Annotated in this window: 18 protein-coding genes and 1 tRNA gene; 10 read left to right on the top strand and 9 right to left on the bottom strand. The window is 39.3% G+C overall.

Going from position 1 to position 17,490, the window contains the following annotated elements:
- Positions 1–32: 32 nt before the first annotated feature.
- The 4 genes from ACH3PA_RS07935 (at position 33) to ACH3PA_RS07920 (ending at position 4,090) form a co-directional block, all read left to right on the top strand.
- The gene (locus ACH3PA_RS07935) at positions 33–803 is read left to right on the top strand and encodes a transporter (protein ID WP_416445419.1); all 771 of its coding nucleotides are present in this window, start codon (positions 33–35) and stop codon (positions 801–803) included.
- A 26-nt stretch (positions 804–829) separates the two neighbouring features.
- Positions 830–2,710: an Nramp family divalent metal transporter gene (locus ACH3PA_RS07930; protein WP_416445421.1), complete on the top strand. Its 1,881-nt coding sequence runs from the start codon at positions 830–832 to the stop codon at positions 2,708–2,710.
- Positions 2,711–2,776: 66 nt separating this feature from the next.
- Positions 2,777–3,595, top strand: coding sequence for a ZIP family metal transporter (locus ACH3PA_RS07925; protein ID WP_416445423.1), 819 nt, complete (start codon positions 2,777–2,779; stop codon positions 3,593–3,595).
- 51 nt (positions 3,596–3,646) lie between these two features.
- Positions 3,647–4,090, top strand: a complete 444-nt coding sequence (locus ACH3PA_RS07920) for a hypothetical protein (protein ID WP_416445425.1) — start codon at positions 3,647–3,649, stop codon at positions 4,088–4,090.
- A gap of 30 nt (positions 4,091–4,120) precedes the next feature.
- Here ACH3PA_RS07920 and ACH3PA_RS07915 read toward each other — a convergent pair whose 3' ends face one another.
- The 6 genes from ACH3PA_RS07915 to ACH3PA_RS07890 form a co-directional block, all read right to left on the bottom strand.
- Entirely contained in the window at positions 4,121–4,837 is a 717-nt protein-coding gene (locus ACH3PA_RS07915; protein ID WP_416445428.1) for a hypothetical protein, read from the bottom strand.
- Positions 4,838–4,851: 14 nt separating this feature from the next.
- Complete coding sequence (locus ACH3PA_RS07910) at positions 4,852–5,571, bottom strand: hypothetical protein (protein ID WP_416448498.1); 720 nt, start codon at positions 5,569–5,571, stop codon at positions 4,852–4,854.
- A 95-nt stretch (positions 5,572–5,666) separates the two neighbouring features.
- Positions 5,667–5,816 carry a hypothetical protein gene (locus ACH3PA_RS07905; RefSeq protein WP_416445432.1) on the bottom strand — a complete coding sequence of 50 codons (150 nt, stop codon included), beginning with the start codon at positions 5,814–5,816 and terminating at the stop codon, positions 5,667–5,669.
- Between the two features lie 7 nt (positions 5,817–5,823).
- Positions 5,824–7,926, bottom strand: a complete 2,103-nt coding sequence (gene feoB / locus ACH3PA_RS07900; RefSeq protein WP_416445434.1) for a ferrous iron transport protein B — start codon at positions 7,924–7,926, stop codon at positions 5,824–5,826.
- A 2-nt stretch (positions 7,927–7,928) separates the two neighbouring features.
- Positions 7,929–8,156 (bottom strand): FeoA family protein, encoded by a 228-nt coding sequence (locus ACH3PA_RS07895; protein WP_416445436.1) that lies wholly within the window; start codon positions 8,154–8,156, stop codon positions 7,929–7,931.
- A gap of 134 nt (positions 8,157–8,290) precedes the next feature.
- A complete protein-coding gene (locus ACH3PA_RS07890) occupies positions 8,291–8,980 on the bottom strand; it encodes an SCO family protein (protein ID WP_416445438.1) in 690 nt (229 codons plus the stop codon).
- Positions 8,981–9,136: 156 nt separating this feature from the next.
- Between ACH3PA_RS07890 and rseP the strand changes: the two genes are divergently transcribed.
- The gene (gene rseP, locus ACH3PA_RS07885; protein WP_416445440.1) at positions 9,137–10,456 is read left to right on the top strand and encodes an RIP metalloprotease RseP; all 1,320 of its coding nucleotides are present in this window, start codon (positions 9,137–9,139) and stop codon (positions 10,454–10,456) included.
- Between the two features lie 389 nt (positions 10,457–10,845).
- Positions 10,846–10,919: transfer RNA gene (locus tag ACH3PA_RS07880), tRNA-Asn, on the top strand.
- A gap of 153 nt (positions 10,920–11,072) precedes the next feature.
- On the opposite strand, the gene ACH3PA_RS07875 is transcribed toward ACH3PA_RS07880, so the two are convergent.
- A complete protein-coding gene (locus tag ACH3PA_RS07875) occupies positions 11,073–12,047 on the bottom strand; it encodes an HNH endonuclease (RefSeq protein ID WP_416445442.1) in 975 nt (324 codons plus the stop codon).
- A gap of 123 nt (positions 12,048–12,170) precedes the next feature.
- Here ACH3PA_RS07875 and ACH3PA_RS07870 point away from each other — a divergent pair, with 123 nt between their 5' ends.
- Positions 12,171–12,902: a TVP38/TMEM64 family protein gene (locus tag ACH3PA_RS07870; RefSeq protein ID WP_416445444.1), complete on the top strand. Its 732-nt coding sequence runs from the start codon at positions 12,171–12,173 to the stop codon at positions 12,900–12,902.
- Here the strand turns inward: ACH3PA_RS07870 and ACH3PA_RS07865 are convergent.
- Positions 12,871–13,224, bottom strand: coding sequence for a hypothetical protein (locus tag ACH3PA_RS07865; RefSeq protein WP_416445446.1), 354 nt, complete (start codon positions 13,222–13,224; stop codon positions 12,871–12,873). The genes ACH3PA_RS07870 and ACH3PA_RS07865 overlap by 32 nt on opposite strands.
- Positions 13,225–13,375: 151 nt before the next feature.
- Here ACH3PA_RS07865 and ACH3PA_RS07860 point away from each other — a divergent pair, with 151 nt between their 5' ends.
- From ACH3PA_RS07860 to ACH3PA_RS07850, 3 genes are all read left to right on the top strand, one after another.
- Positions 13,376–14,707, top strand: coding sequence for a M20/M25/M40 family metallo-hydrolase (locus ACH3PA_RS07860; RefSeq protein WP_416445448.1), 1,332 nt, complete (start codon positions 13,376–13,378; stop codon positions 14,705–14,707).
- Between the two features lie 190 nt (positions 14,708–14,897).
- Complete coding sequence (locus ACH3PA_RS07855) at positions 14,898–15,680, top strand: lysophospholipid acyltransferase family protein (protein ID WP_416445450.1); 783 nt, start codon at positions 14,898–14,900, stop codon at positions 15,678–15,680.
- Positions 15,677–16,354, top strand: coding sequence for an HD domain-containing protein (locus ACH3PA_RS07850; RefSeq protein ID WP_416445452.1), 678 nt, complete (start codon positions 15,677–15,679; stop codon positions 16,352–16,354). The genes ACH3PA_RS07855 and ACH3PA_RS07850 overlap by 4 nt, the downstream gene beginning before the upstream one ends.
- Here ACH3PA_RS07850 and ACH3PA_RS07845 read toward each other — a convergent pair.
- Complete coding sequence (locus ACH3PA_RS07845) at positions 16,351–17,424, bottom strand: PA0069 family radical SAM protein (protein WP_416445454.1); 1,074 nt, start codon at positions 17,422–17,424, stop codon at positions 16,351–16,353. The genes ACH3PA_RS07850 and ACH3PA_RS07845 overlap by 4 nt on opposite strands.
- Positions 17,425–17,490: the final 66 nt, after the last annotated feature.

Here is a 17,490-nt window from a genome sequence, read left to right as displayed (position 1 = left end):
GTTTGTCAAAAATAATAAGATTGATTGGCTTTATGAAACAAAACCTGATTTTAGTTCTAGGTCTGCTGGGTTCTGCCAGTATTCTTGCTCAGGAACCTCAAACAGATGATAATCTTATTACAGATCGTCCTGACGCTACAGAATCTTCTAGTCTTATAAAAAAAGGTGCGTTACAGATAGAAAGTGGCGCCGGGTATGAAGCTTATGATTATGACGTTCTTGACGAAAAAATATACACTTTAAATACCACATTGCTACGTTATGGCTTACTTGAAAACCTCGAAATACGTGCAGGATTAAATTATGAGCAGGTAAAAAGTAGCAATGCCAAAAAAGCTGAAGGTTTTTCACCTCTACTTTTAGGAGCCAAAATTGGTATTGCAGAAGAAAATGGATTGCTCCCTAAAATGGCAATTTTAAGTCATTTATATCTTCCATTTACAGCAAACTCAGATTTTAAACCAGAAACGACAGGAATTGATCTCAGGTTTGCTTTTGCCCACACTTTAAGTGAAAAATCTGCATTAGGATACAATCTGGGCGCAGAATGGGTTGACGATTCTGGCTCAGCCGCCTACATCTACACCTTATCATATGGGTACAGCCTCACAGATAATTTAGCCTTATACGCCGAAATTTATGGTGATTTTCCTGAAAATAATACCGCAAATCACTCCTGGGATGCAGGGATTACCTATTTAATTAATAATAACTTTCAGCTAGATGCCACAGTGGGCTCTGGCTTTAACACACATCAATCAATTTTATTAAGCACAGGTTTTAGCTACCGCATAACGCATTAAAAAAATCGTCTAAAACTGGACAAAAAATGAACAAAACAGGTAAAAAATCGCTTGAAGAAGTACACGGCTCCATAAGCACCTCTGGTAAAAAAACCGGCTGGAAAAAGATACTTGCTTTTTTAGGGCCCGCCTATCTGGTAAGTGTGGGCTATATGGATCCCGGTAACTGGGCTACAGATATTGCCGGTGGTAGCCAGTTTGGGTATTCGCTACTTTGGGTGCTGTTAATGTCTAATATTATGGCGCTCCTGTTACAAAGTCTGTGTTCACGTTTGGGCATCGTGCGCGGTGTAGATCTGGCGCAGGCATCAAGAGAAGAATACCCGGCTTTTGTGAACTTTATTTTATGGCTTCTCGCCGAAATCGCAATTGCGGCATGCGATCTCGCCGAAGTTATAGGTATGGCGATCGGGTTGCAACTCTTATTTGGTATGCCAATTATCTGGGGCGTGTGCATCACTGTTCTGGATAGCTTTTTACTGCTATTCCTGCTAAACAAAGGCATAAGACGTATGGAGCGTTTTATAATCAGTCTTATATTCATTATCGGACTCTCCTTTCTGGGCGAAATGTTCTTTGCAAAACCCGATTTAGGCGAAGTTATGACTGGTTTTATTCCTTCTTTACCAGGCAGCACTGCGCTTTATATTGCAATAGGAATCATAGGTGCTACCGTAATGCCTCACAATTTGTATCTGCATTCTTCCTTAGTACAAACCCGAAAAATAAATCACACAAAAAGAGGTATAAAACAGGCTTTAAGGCTCAATTTTCTCGATTCTGCAATCGCTCTTAACCTCGCCTTTTTTGTAAATGCTGCTATTTTAATTCTAGCAGCTTCTGTCTTTTTCAAAAACGGAATGTACCAGGTTGCAGATATTACAGATGCTCACAAATTATTGCAAGGGCTTCTGGGCACAAAATGGGCTCCTATCCTTTTCGCAATAGCGTTAATTGCCGCAGGACAAAGTTCTACTCTAACCGGGACTTTAGCAGGACAAATCGTGATGGAAGGTTACCTGAACCTGCGCATACAGCCGTGGGTACGCAGGCTGCTTACACGTATGATCGCAATCGTACCGGCGCTCCTCACTGTTATCTATTATGGCGAGCATGGTCTGGGAGAATTGCTCGTATTGAGTCAGGTAGTTCTTAGCTTACAACTGGGTTTTGCGATGATACCACTTATTCATTTTGTAAGCGACAACAAGAAAATGAATGGGTATCACATTAAATGGCCGCTTAGAATAGCTTCCTGGCTAATCACAATAATAATTGTTGCGCTAAATGCGAAATTGGTCTTTGACGAGGTAAACAGCTGGTTAGAAAGTTCAGAAAATACTTTTTATATCTGGATGTTTCTGATTCCTCTCATTGCCGGTGCAGGCTTACTATTGATCTATATCACAATTAAACCATTGATCAAAAAAACCAGCATAAAAGAACGAAATATGGTGCCGCACGTTACCTCAACTTCCTTTCTTGATCTTGCCACGGTTAAAGATTATAAGAAAATTGCCATCGCCCTTGATTTTTCTAAATCTGACATAAAAACAATATCTTCTGCGATACAAATGGGCGGTAAAGAGGCTATTTATACGCTGATTCATATCGTTGAAACTCCGGGTGCTTTAATTTATGGCAATACAATCCAGGATTTTGAAACGACCAGTGACAGAGCATTTTTAGACACCTACAAGATCGAACTTGAAAATCAGGGATTTAATATAGTTATAGAACTGGGCTTTGGCTCTCCTAAACGTTCAATTTCTAAGATCGTTAACAACGGCAGTTTTGATTTGCTTGTATTGGGCGGTCACGGCCATATGCTTTTTAAAGATTTGCTTTTTGGAACCACCGTAGACGGTGTGCGCCACAGAGTTGATATTCCGGTTTTTATAGCCTAATAACAACCTGCACGAGGTTAAACCTTGTAGCATTTTAAACATGAATAAGTAAAACAGAAATACGTTATGCTAAACAATATTATAGATTACTTTGAGCAACTTGACCCTGTACTCGCTGCTTTTTATGCAACGCTTTTTACATGGGGCGTTACAGCTTTAGGAGCTTCTCTGGTCTTTTTCTTTAAAGGAATGAATCGTGCTCTTTTTGATGCTATGCTAGGTTTTACAGGTGGTGTTATGGTAGCAGCCAGTTTCTGGAGCTTACTGGCGCCCGGTATAGAGATGAGTCCGGGAGAAGGTTTTGAAAAAGTGATTCCTGCAGTTGTAGGTTTCGCTTTAGGCGCCGGATTTCTATACGGTTTAGACAAAATTTTACCTCATTTACACGTTAATTTTGAAGAACAGGAAGGTATTAAAACGCCTTGGCACAAAGCCGTACTGCTTACACTTGCGATCACACTTCACAACATACCAGAAGGTCTGGCTGTGGGTGTCCTTTTTGGCGGAGTATCAGCGGGTTTTGAGGGTGCGACAATTGGTGGCGCAGTAGCTTTGGCAATTGGTATAGGCTTACAAAACTTCCCGGAAGGATTTGCAGTTGCCATGCCTTTGCGCAGACAGGGATTGAGCAGATGGCGAAGTTTTAATTACGGCCAACTTTCTGCAATCGTAGAACCTGTTGCTGCAGTTTTAGGCGCTTATGCTGTAATGTCATTTAAACCTATTTTACCATATGCGCTAGCCTTCGCCGCGGGCGCAATGATATTTGTTGTAATAGAAGAAGTGGTCCCAGAAGCACAGCGTGGAAATCACGCAGACCTTTCGACAATGGGTTTTATAGGTGGCTTTATACTTATGATGACACTTGACGTAGGTTTGGGTTAATTGCAACTAACGCCATTTTTATAAGTCAATTTTAATGAGTAATTTAATTGTATGATGCGATTTTTGATTGTTTTTTGTTGTTTTTTGCTTGCTACAGCCGGTTTTTCTCAAGAAGTTGAAAAAGATACTGTGCAGGTAGATCATCAGGTCTTTCCGCCGCAAATTGTTCTAAAAGCACACTATGGTAAAATGGTAAACCTAGGCGATTTTGCTATAAAATTTAAAGAGGTGGTTTCAGATTCCCGTTGCCCCAGTGATGCAAATTGTATCTGGGCCGGTGAAGCAATAATAAAAGTTGAGCTTTATAAAGATGGCAATTTTATAGAAGAAAAAGAGGTGAAATTTAGCGGTACAGGTAATTCCCGATTGCTTTTTAGCTCTAACGAGAAAGACTTTCTGGCATATTCTTTAAGCCCATATCCTAAAGCTGCAAACGGTAGAATTGAGAAAAAGGATTACTGTTTAAATTTGAGTTTAAAACAAAAAGAAGATTAAATCATCAAAGAATTGAATTCTTTCGCGAAATTAAAGTTTTGAAACACCTATATTAAAAAATGCTGCATTAGCGGTTCCAGCGCTAGCGCCTTTAAGGGAATAGCCCACATTAATAATATCATTAGCATTTAAAAGTAAAAGAATGTTACCACTTGTTCCCCAATAATCAGAACTAGGCAGATTTACCGCTCCGTCTGTAATTATCAATGGCTTTACTCCGTTTATTGATACTTCTACCCGATAATTACGATTACCAGTAGGCATATTTGTGGTTGAAAAACCCGCTGAAATCAGATACGTTCCGCTTTTTAAAACCTGCACTTCTCCGTGATTGGCCGAAAGTTTATAAAAACCTGACCCGGTGCTCAACACATAATTTTCATTAACAGGAAAAGACGTGATCGCATCATCATTGGCCAGAATTATTCCGCCGTTCATACTGCCGCGATTCAAAATAGCTGATGGTGTTTCGGTACGTAAAAAAGGTTGCCAAATACCTTCTGTACGAATATACCAGTTACTTTCTGTGGTATTGTATATTAACGCACCGTCTAAAGGCGTGGGTATAGCATTCATTTGTGCAGTAGTCATTCTGGGCTGCACCAATGCACGCGTTGTACTATTGATCTGTAGAGCAGATCCCGGCGCGAGATCTGTAGTATTAATACCTACCCCTTTTGTACTTTCAGTTTGAGAAAAGCCAAAGTAACTAATAAACAAAAACAGAATTAAACTCTTAAATTTCAATAGTTTATATTTAATTACAGCTTTACAATTCCTATATTAAAAAAGCGCGCATCAAGGTTGACATTGTTATTATTCAGAACATAACTCAATCTAATTTGATCATTGGCTTTTAAAGCGTAAACCAGCACACCACTCGTTCCCCATTCATTAGTTGAACCACTTGGGAAATTCACGTTTCCCCTTACTAAATAACCTATTAGATTTCCGTCTTTATAAACACCAATAATATATTTTTTATCTCCTGAAGGCAGATTGCTTACTGCAAATCCTGCAGAGATCATATAGTTCCCGTCCTGTAAAATTTTTATGGTCCCGTCTGAAACTACCTGAAAAAATGAATTGTCTATAGATTCTAGCTCAGGAGTATTTAATGGAAAGGGATAATAAGTATTTGTAGCCGTGTTGACAACATTGTTATCTGGATTTGCTTCATAATCTTTACGTAATACTACAGCAGGTAAATCAGGTCGAGTAAGGTCATTCCAGGTTCCCGATGAAAATAAAAATAAGGAAGATGAAGTTGAATTGTAGACTATAGAGCCATCAAGTGGTGAAGGTATAGCCAGCATCTGGGTCTCTGTCATGCGCGGCGGCACAAGAGCTCCTATTGTACTATCTATCTGCAAAGCACTACCGTCATCTACGTTTACCGTCCCAATGCCAACTTGAGCTTGCAGGACGAAATTAAGAAACAGCAGAACAATTACGAATTTGGGGTTGTAATTATTTTTCAACTAAAAAATTTGCACAAATATACAAGTTTAATTGAAATAATAGATTTCTATAAATTATATCAACTTTTTAAACTGATATTACACTATTTCATCTACTAATGACAACCACAGTCGTCCTTTCCGCAACCTCCTTTTTTAGAAGAGTTTCCACCTAAAAAAGCTGGTTTCCATATAAATTTAGTTACTAAATAGCCTGCAGCGGCTAAAAATATAAGTAACACTAAAGCATTTTGAATCCATTCCATAATCTGTCTATTTCAAAATTTGATATGCGGCTAATGCTACAAGATACGCAAAACCGCTCATAAATACCAGTTGTAACACTGGCCATTTCCATGTATTAGTTTCTCTTTTTACGATAGCCAGCGTACTCATACATTGCATCGCAAAGGCATAGAATAACAATAAAGATACTCCGCTGGCAAGGTTAAATAGAGGTCCGCCAAGTACGGGATTTACCTCACCTGCCATTCTGTTTTTGATCGTTTCTTCCTCATCACTTCCCACACTGTAAATTGTCGCCAGCGTACCTACAAAAACTTCACGAGCTGCAAAAGAACTTACAATGGCGATACCAATCTTCCAGTCATAACCCAATGGGCGCACAATAGGTTCAATACCTTTGCCCACATAGCCTATGTAGCTATTTTCTAACTTATATGAGGCAATGTGCTTATCGAGCTCGTTGGCTGCAAATTTCCCTTCCTGCAAGTCCTGTCTGGCGGTTTCTTCCGCTCTCGCGAAATCTTCACCTGGCCCGTTAGATGCAAGCACCCAAAGAACGATAGATATTGCAAGAATTATTTTACCGGCGCCAAGAACAAAGGATTTGGTTTTTTCGATAACATTATAAAGCACGTTCTTAAACAGCGGAAGCTTATAATTAGGCATCTCGATCACAAAGAAAGATTTGCTTTTAATCTTAAGAATATTGTTGAGCAACCACGCAGAAAGTATAGCCGTTGCAAAACCTAACAAATAAAGCAGCATCAATGCAAGACTCTGGTAGTTGAGAAAATAAAGCACGCGCTTATCTGGTATCACTAAAGAAATAATAATAAGATAAACCGGCAAACGTGCAGAGCATGTGGTAAACGGCGTCACAAGAATGGTGATCAATCGCTCTTTCCAGTTCTCAATATTACGCGTTGCCATAATTGCCGGTATCGCACAGGCTGTACCAGAAACCAGAGGCACCACACTTTTACCGCTAAGGCCAAAACGTCTCATGATCCTGTCCATCAGGAAAACCACACGACTCATGTAACCGGTTTCTTCTAAAATCGATATAAATAGGAATAAAAACGCGATTTGAGGTATAAAAATCACAATACCACCCAAACCTGGAATAATACCTTCTGCTACAAGATCTGTAAAAGCGCCCGGCGGCAATGTTGTATCAACCCACTCGCCTATCGCCGCAAATCCCATATCGATAAGATCCATTGGGTATGCAGACCAATCATAGATCGCCTGAAAAATAAGCAGCAAAATCGCAAAGAAAATGATGTAACCCCAGAATTTATGGGTTAATACACGATCTAACCTACTGCGCAAATCTTTCGCGGCAGCGTGATCTATGCGCTGTGTTTCTTTAAGAACGCCGTTAATAAACTGGTATCGAACGATGGTTTCCTTCTGTTGAAGGCGCTTCAGATTGCTTTTACTTTCGGTTTTAAAAGAAGTAATATCGTGCACTTCATTTCTGTCTAACTTACCAAAGTTGACATCCTGAGTTATAACCAGCCAGAGTTTATAAAGATCCTGATTGGGGAAAGCCTTACGTAAACGATCAAAATAATCTGGTGCTATGACAGATGCGTTAACACATGGCTCTGATGAAAGCGTTTTGTACTGCGTAATTAATTCTTTAAGCTCTTCAAAACCTTCATTTTTACGCGAACTAACAAGCGCTATTTTTGTATTTAGCCGCTCTTCCATCGTTTTAATGTCTAGCGTGATGGCTTTGCGCTCCATACGATCTGCCATGTTTATGACAAGAATCGTAGGTATTTTAAGATCTTTTATTTGGGTAAACAGGAGAAGATTACGCTTAAGATTCTCAACATCTGAAACTACAACAGCAACATCTGGATAATCTTTATCATTTTTGTTGAGCATAAGCTCGATAACGACATTCTCATCAAGCGAACTGGCATTTAAACTATATGTGCCGGGAAGATCAAGAATATGGGCTTTTACCCCACGAGGAAGTTTACAAATTCCTTCCTTTTTCTCAACAGTAATCCCCGGGTAATTACCCACCTTCTGGTTAAGACCTGTTAATCGATTAAAAACCGAAGTCTTACCAGTATTTGGATTTCCTATGAGGGCAACGCTAAGCTGTTTACTCATGTTTACAGCTTTTCTATTGCAATATGGTAGGCCGTCTCTTTGCGAATGGCAAGATGACTGCCGTTGATATTTAAATACATGGGGTCTTTAAAAGGCGCAATCTGTACTATCTCTACTTCGTTTCCTGGCAGGCATCCCATCTCAAGTAATTTTAAAGGTACTAAGTCTACCGAAAATTCTTTGATGATGGCTTTCTCTCCGCGTTTTAGATGAGCTAAAGAAGTTATCAATGTGTTTATTTAGATTTAATTTAAACTAGAGCAAAAGTAAAGGAAAAACAAGTTACGAGGAAAGAAAAGTCGCTTAAAATGACTGAAAATCGGGCGGCAATGGCATAAAATTGACTTAAACCGGCAATAACACGTTAATCAGCTTTATTTCTGCGCGCTTCAATCTTCTTTAAAGTCTCAATATCATCAAGTAATTTGTCAATCGCATCAGGATCTGTACCGTCATAAAACCCTCTTATTCTCTTTTCAGGATCTATAAGCATAAAGTTCTCTGTATGTATCATATCATATTTACCACCGTCACCAGTGGTTTTCACCGCCAGATAACTTTTTCGCGCCAGGTCGTAAATATCCTTTTTAGGACCTGTAACAAGATTCCACTTGCTATCATCTACTCCTTTTTCTATGGCATAACGCTTTAATTGCGCTACAGTATCAGTTTCCGGGATAACCGTATGCGACAATAATTTTACCTGATCATCATTTTTAAGCTCTTCCTGTATCTGCTTCATGTGATCTGTCATGATAGGGCAAATTGTCTGGCAAGTTGTAAAAAAGAAATCTGCCACATAAATTTTACCGGCATAATCTTCTTGGGTAACAGTGTCTCCATTTTGGTTAACCAATTGAAAATCGGCTATTCTATGGTATTTTTTCACATCCTGGACCGTAGTATCTACCAGGTCTGCAGCAACCATAGTAGGTTGATAAACCGGGAGACTGGGCGGTGGTTTTAATAATGTATAAATACAATAAAGTATAATGGCAGAGAGTATCGCCATCACTATGGCAAACTTCTTGTACTTAGCAAAAAAGTGTAACATACCTTTCCTTTTGGGATTGCAAAATTACAATGTGAATCGCAGCTAGGCATAGCATATAGCTAAAAACTTACTAATTGACAGAGCGACAAGCCGTATTTCTTTTGTATAGCCAAGGAAAAGGTTACTTTTGTGCACTTTTGAGTTAAAACCCCGCAGATGGATCCATTTTTTGTTAAAGGAATACAACTTTTTTTAAGTCTCTCTATACTTATCATATTACATGAGTTTGGTCACTTTGTACCAGCTCGTCTTTTTGGAATACGCGTAGAAAAATTCTACCTTTTCTTTGATGTTAAATTCTCATTGTTCAAGAAAAAAATTGGCGAGACCGTTTACGGTATTGGCTGGTTACCTCTGGGTGGTTATGTGAAAATTGCCGGAATGATTGATGAAAGCATGGACAAGGAGCAGATGGCAGAAGAGCCTAAACCATGGGAATTTAGAAGCAAACCGGCATGGCAACGACTAATTGTAATGATAGGTGGCGTAACCGTAAATATTATTCTGGGTTGCCTTATTTACATTCTTATAATCGCATACTACGGTAAAGATGTATCAGGACCAGACCAGTTGCCAGATGGTCTGGCTGTGGCCGAAAGCTTTAAGCAGTATGGTTTCCAGGACGGGGACCAGATACTTGAAGTTAACGGTAAGGAGTTTGAAAACAGCGTACAAATAAACCGTTTTCTAATGCTCCGCGATGTTCAGAATGTTACAGTTCAGCACCCAGACGGAAGCACAGAAACCATTAGCATACCAGAAGATATTGGCAGCAAGATGTTTGAAGACGGTGTCGTGGCTCCTTTTTCACCAATTATAAAACCCGTTTTAGACAGTATTGTCCCCGGTACTCCAGCGGCAGAAGGAGGTCTGCAACATGGCGATGTGATCACAGCAGTAGACGGTGAGCAAATAAGCACATGGAATCAGTTTCAGCAAATAAAGCTGGATAATCCAGATAAAAAAGATTTTAGTGTTACTTACAACAGAAATGGAAACGCCCAACAGACTGACATCAGGGTAGGTGAAGATCATGTTTTTGGTGTTTATCCTGAAGTAGGCTACAGTTATAAGCATACAGACTATAGCTTCTACGAGAGCATACCTGCAGGTGTGAGCTATGGCTATTGGGTGCTGCATGATTATGTAGCGCAGTTTAAATACGTTTTCACGAAAAAAGGTGCCACTCAGGTAGGTGGTTTTGGCGCTATCGCCAGCTTATTCCCTAATACCTGGAACTGGCTATCTTTCTGGGAAACAACTGCCCTTATTTCTATAATTCTGGCTTTCATGAACATTTTACCAATTCCCGCACTCGACGGTGGTCATGTCATGTTCTTGTTATATGAGATTATCACCGGAAGAAAGCCAAGCGATAAATTCTTAGAATACGCACAAATGGCCGGTTTCTTTTTACTTATAGCTCTGGTCCTTTTCGCAAACGGAAACGATATTTATAGATGGCTATTTAAGTAGCCTACTAACGATATTTCAAAATAGACCTCTTTTCTTGTGGTCACTTAAAGCTCCTGTTCTCAGGGGCTTTTTTTATTTTTACAATTAAAAAGAAAACAAAAATGCAAGCTGCGATCCAAACACTTTCTACAGCAACAAGTGAGCGCGCAAAAACTCTGCTGGAGCGGCTTCAACTAATAAAAAACAAACCTGAATAAAAGGCTGCTTCACTTGTAAAAAGAAGCTAAAAAATAAGAGCGGCAAATATTTTTTAATTTTAGTTTTGACAGTATTAAAATTTGGGTATATTTGCATCCGCTTACAGAAAAAAGCACAGCTTTAAAATCTGTATCAAATAAGATTACCAACAGATCGATTTGATTTAATAAGCAAAACATAAAAAAATATATTCCTCCTTAGCTCAGTTGGTTAGAGCATTTGACTGTTAATCAAAGGGTCCTTGGTTCGAGCCCAAGAGGGGGAGCTTCAAAGTCCAATCTTTAATTAGGTTGGGCTTTTTTGTTTTATGGCGAGAAGTTTATCCTGAGCGAGGAATGAGCCGAAGGAAGACTAAGAGGGGGAGCAGATTAAGCCTTAACTTTAAAAGTTGAGGCTTTTTTGTTTTTGAGTAGTTCCTTTATATAATATAAACTTCTTTATTATGCCAAATTAAAGCTTCAGGGGAAGGATACCATTTTTCTGAAGTTGGTAAATTAATTTGTTTACCATCAAATTGTGAAAGTGAATAAACTGAATCATTCTCTTCTACAGATCTCGAAACTCGTACAACATAATCTTTGTTTATTGTAATAAGACCTCGATCAAATGCTCGGTGCAAGTTAGGCGACAGACTCAATCCATTAGGAATAGTGTCGTCATTAGAAATACTAAATGGGATGATATGACATGCATCAATCATTTGAGCAGATGAATTTGACATGATCTTCATCCCGGAAATACAACAGGTATAATTGTAAATTTGAGGAACTGTTTTCTTAAAAATTCCACCGCGAATAAAAATTTCTTCTTGAAAATTATCTTTACTCATAGTTCCCTTTAGCGCTATAATTTGTTGCTGATAAACCTCCGTGGGCTCATTCAGTATTTCATTCCGTATCACTATTTCTGTACTACTCTCGTATACGCTCTGTAATTCACTTTTATTAAAATATTCCTGAAGAAGAAATTGAATAATAACATTCCTACTTGATTCTTGTACAAATAAATTGAATAGCTCCCTGTCAATTTCTGCAAAAGCAATAGTTTCTTCTAACTTTTTAAAGCTTTTGATACTACTTGATGCAGTCATAGGAATAGCCATTCCGGGTTTATTAATTAAATACCAAAAGGGTTCACTTCGCATATGGAAAAAAGGCAGAGCGAAATTGGCCTTATGACCCGTAGTCACCAACTTTTGAAAAATATCTCGAAAGGACAGAATTAGATCGCTGCTAATAAAAATTCTGTTAGAAGAAATTATTCCTTTACTTACCAATTCTATTATCGCTAGCAGCAGAATTGGTTTATGAGGAGCGCGGCCAAACCCCTTATTATAGCCACGGTTAAGTGTTCTAAGCTGATGTATATATTTATCAAAAAGGTCTTTATCCACAGAGTGCATTTATTGTCTCAATATAAATATTAATTCCATCTTTTAAGTAACCTATCTTTTACAATTCCTTTCACACCCTAAACCTGTTTTATTTTGTAAACTATGCCGAACACATAATTACAAATGGCAAAAACAGAAAAAACAGCTTCAAAAAGTAATCTCCCCTTATATATTTCAATTGTTCTGGTAGCGGCGCTTGTGCTTAGCTACTTTTTTATTCCGGCTGTAAATCATTTTTTTACAGAAGCCTGGAATGTACTTACCAGCGATGACGAAGCTCGCATAAAAACATGGGTTCAGGGCTTTGGCTGGCTGGGGCCCGTCGTTATAGTTATCGCTATGATCTTACAGATGTTCCTTATTGTGATTCCCTCATTATTACTCATGGTGGTGGCGATATTAGCTTACGGCCCGGTGTGGGGAAGTCTGATTATTCTGGCAGCTGTCTTCAGTGCTTCCAGCGTGGGTTATTTCATTGGGCGATATTTTGGTGATTATATAGTAAACCAAATAATAGGACAAAAAACCAATCAAAAAATCGAAAAATTCTTAGAAAATTATGGTTTTTGGGCGGTGATTATTACGCGTATAAATCCGTTTTTATCTAATGACGCAATAAGTTTTGCCGCAGGAATTTTAAAAATGGGATATTGGAAGTTTATTCTTGCCACTCTGGTAGGTATCGCACCGCTCACGTTGTTTATCGCTATAATTGGTCGAAGCACAGATCAATTAAAAAGCGGGCTCCTATGGGGCTCACTAGTAAGTCTACTGGTTTTCATAGCCTACGTCTGGTGGGACAAGAGAAGAAATACAAACACATCTACCACAGAAAAAGAAAAGCAGAGATCATAACAATAATGAAAGTGTAAAAAACGAACTCTGTAAGGCCAAAATCGGCAAAAACACCCCTAAAAGTGACCACGTAATTATCTTGTGAATTAGAAGATTTACAGTAGTAGCAAACAAAAGGCCACAGATCTATTTTCGCTAAAGCTCGGTTTTCAATTGTGGCTGCTGTAGCCTCACTAGAGTCGGTTAACAGGTAAACCTCATACTTGTTATCGCCCTCAGAGGTGGTGAATCTGGGCGTAATATCAAAACTGTTTACACAGAAAGCGAGCACATTAACCCCCATAAAGATCGAGGCCCAAAGCCAGATTTTCTTAGCTTTCATAAATTGGTTATTGGTTGCCGCAAAATACTTGTACTTTTTCGCGATAAGCAAGGGGAAATTCCCCCTATTCTTACAAATTAACACACAAACCGGTTCATTTTGCCGTGTTAAGATCAAGCTTCACTTTTGTATATTTAGAAAAATTAAATACATGACCTTCCCTTTAAAACTAAAGTACTCAAGCCTTTGTCTCCTCGCGTTTCTGTTAATTTTTAGCACCTCTTCTTATGCTCAAAAAATCAGCAAAAAAGAACGTAAAATCGTCGCTCAGGTCGAAAAAAACAACCTCGATGCTATCAAATTTCTGGAAACGGTTGTTAATGTAAACAGCGGTACTATGAACCCGCAAGGAGTACGTGAAACCGGAAGATTGTATGATAACGCTTTAAGCGAAATAGGCTTCACCACAGAATGGATCGATATGCCAACAGAAATGAATCGCGCAGGTCACCTTTTTGCTACTATTAATGGTGATACCGGTAAAAGAATCCTGCTAATAGGTCATCTCGATACCGTTTTTGAAGAACACAGCGAGTTTCAGAAATTTGAACCTGTAAACGACAGCGTTGCAAAAGGCCCCGGAGCAAATGATATGAAAGGAGGTGATGTGATCATTCTCTATGCACTAAAAGCTCTGCGTGAAGCAGGATTGCTTGATGATGCCCAGATCACTGTTGCGTTAAATGGTGATGAAGAAAGCGCAGGAAAACCTATAAGTATTAGTCGCAAACCACTGGTTGATGCTGCAAAAAGAAGCGATGTTGCTTTATGTTTTGAGACCTCAACCGGGTATGATAAAGCAACGGTGGCCAGACGTGGTTCTTCAGGCTGGAAGGTTGAAGTCACAGGAAAACGGGCACACTCTTCAGGGATTTTTAATGAGTACACCGGCGCAGGAGCAAATTTTGAACTAGCACGTATTCTATATCAATTCTATACAGAAGTGAAAGGTGAAGACCTTTTAACCTTTAACCCGGGAATGATGCTAGGCGGAACAACATTAAATATTGATGCCGAAAAAAGCCGAGGCGAGGTTTTTGGCAAGAGCAATGTTGTTGCACAAACCGCCTATGCAGATGGCGGACTACGATTTATATCTGAAGAGCAAAAAGAAAGAGCTAGAAATAAAATGCGCGAAATTGTAGCAAATAATCTTCCGCAGACCAGTGCTAAGATCACTTTTACAGACAGCTACCCCGCAATGGGCCCCACTGATGCCAATTATGAACTCCTGCATAAACTTGATCAGGTAAGTCAGGATTTGGGTCAGCCAGCAGTAGAAGCTTATGATCCTGGTAAACGTGGTGCAGCAGATATTTCTTTTGTTGCTCAATACCTGGCCTGTCTTGATGGTCTGGGAACAATGGGACGTGGCGCTCATACTCCGGCAGAAACAGTAAACCTTAACACAATAGAGGCACTTACAAAACGTACCGCAATTCTTATCTACAGACTGATTAATGAAAAAAGACCCCAGTCGTAATTTAGCTTAAGCGATTCTATCGCAGAATCAAATAGTTCTTTTTAAACTTATTTCCACCAGATAATAAATCTAGCAGGATAGAAATTCCTAATTTCAACTGTTCTGCGTTGAAAATTCAACATAAAATAGCGATTTTACTGCCCTAAAACCCGATTTTTGATAATCATTTTAGTTATCCTATTTTAGCCTTATGAAAAAAATATTGGCTTACCCGTTAAGCGTTATATTCTATTTAACTTTTGGCCTTGCTTTGGTGATATTTCATCCCATACAGTGGGTGTGCTTTAATTTGTTTGGCTACCAGGCACACAAAAAGAGTGTAGATTATCTCAATTTCTTTCTGCTGCGTAGTCTTAATCTGCTGGGCACAACATTTACCTATAATAATCAGTATACAATAACCCAAGATCAACCTATCATAATAGTTTCTAATCACCAGGGGCAATATGATATTCCGCCCATAGTTTGGTACATGCGCCGGCTGCATCCTAAATTCATAAGTAAAAAGGAATTAGGAAAAGGCATCCCGAGTATTTCATACAATTTACGCCACGGCGGCTCTGCTCTTATTGACAGAAAAGACAAAGGCCAGTCTATTCGCGCCATTAAAAAAATCACCGAAACCGTTAATAAAGAGCACCATTCTGTGGTTATTTTCCCAGAAGGAACGCGCAGCAAAGATGGTATACCACGCGAGTTTGCTCCCGGCGGACTTTCAACCTTATTCAAATTTATGCCCAATGCGATCGTGGTGCCTTTGACCATTCACAATTCGTGGAAGTTGATGCGCTATGGTGCTTTCCCGCTTGATATTGGGGTTAAAGTTTCTCACACGGTGCACGAGCCTATACCTGTTTCCAGTTTACCACCAGAAGAACTCGTTAAGAAAGTGCAGGATATTGTCTTGGCAGACTTTCCCACCATGAGGCATCGCAAAACCGGTCCCACACCTATAAAACCTAAAGATGCATGATAAGCACATTACAATTTTCTGCAGAAGATCTGTATCTAATAAATAAAACACGAGATTTTGTAAAGCAAACCCTTGCAGATGCAGAAGGCGGCCACGATTGGTTTCATACAGAGCGTGTTTATAACAATGCACTGCTTATAGCTCAAGGCGAAAAAGTAAACGGTCTTATTGTTGCTCTTGGGGCTTTGCTACACGATATAGCAGATTCAAAATTTTACAGTGGCGATGAAACAGTAGGGCCTCGTGTGGCTACTGCTTTTCTCATTAAGAACAATGCAGACAGTCAGGTTGTAGATCATGTGGTGCAGATCATTAAGAATATCTCTTTTAAAGGCGGAAACACCGTTAAAGATTTTCATTCTCTGGAGCTTGCCGTGGTGCAGGATGCAGACAGGCTAGACGCAATAGGCGCCATTGGTATCGCCCGTACTTTTAATTATGGTGGGTTTAAAAACAGGAAACTTTACGATCCTGAAATAAAACCCAATTTAAATATGAAGCCAGATGAATACAAAAAATCTACCGCGCCTACCCTTAATCATTTTTACGAAAAACTACTGCTGCTAAAGGATAAAATGAACACAGAAACCGGAAAGCGACTCGCTAAGAAAAGGCACGAATTTATGCAGCTTTATCTTGATCAGTTTTACGCAGAGTGGAATGGGAAGGTTTAGAACAGTTTAAGCTGCCCGTCTTTAAATTGTTCATGGAGTTCTGTATTTAGTGGCGGTATTGTTCGGCCAGCCATGTATTTTTTTCGCGCAAGCTCAATTTGTATCCTAATCTGTTCTGCAAATTCACCTGAGCCACGCATTCTGCGACCAAACTGGGAGTCGTTTAATTTTCCATTATGACATTCGGCTATTTGATGCAACACCTTTTCTGCTCTGTCTGGTAAAGCTTTGCGTATCCAGTCTTCAAAAATTCCCGCAATCGCACCGTTCAGTCTTACCACAGTATATCCTGCAGCCTGGGCACCGCAGTCTGCAGCCCTTTTTACAAGCGGCAAGATCTCGTGGCTGTTTATTCCCGGAATTATAGGCGCAGCCATAACACGCACAGGAATTCCATTTTTTGAAAGCTTTTCTACTGCGTCAAATCGCTTTTTTATTGTTGCTGTTCGCGGTTCAAGCAACCTTCTGGTTTCTTCGCTTAGTGAAGTAATAGAAATATTTACCTGAATAAGATTGTCTGCAGCTAACTCTTTAAGAATATCCAGATCACGCGTGACCAGAGCGTTCTTTGTAATAATCCCCGCCGGGTGGCGATATTTGAGCATTAATTGCAATAATTTGCGGGTAATTTCCAGCTTTTTCTCAATAGGCTGATAACAGTCTGTGTTTCCAGACAAAACAATAGGGTAAGCTTTCCAGCTTTTAGAAGATATCTTTTTCTCAAGTAACCCAACAGCATTTCTCTTTACGAGAATTCTGCTCTCAAAATCCAGCCCGGCATCATAACCCCAATACTCATGAGAGTTACGCGCATAACAATACACACAGCCATGCTCACAACCCTGATACGGATTAAGCGAAAAACCCATCCCTACATCAGGGCTTTCAACTTTGTTTACAATGGTCTTAGGAAATGTATCGAGATATAAAGTTCTTTGATTTTCAGGCTCCTCTCCCTCCTGCTCGCAAAAGTTGAGAAAGTCATCCCGCATCTCATGAGAATGTTCAAAAAACCTGTTATTCACATGCTTTTGAGCTCCTCTTCCCATAATATGATCCCTCTTCTCCATATTGTAAAATTAGGAAATATTCCGAATATATGGAATTTTTACAATTTAAATAATTTGATTATAAAA

The sequence above is a fragment of the Leeuwenhoekiella sp. A2 genome, assembly GCF_047946655.1.
GTDB lineage: Bacteria > Bacteroidota > Bacteroidia > Flavobacteriales > Flavobacteriaceae > Leeuwenhoekiella.
This window is presented reverse-complemented; position numbering and strand designations above follow the sequence as displayed.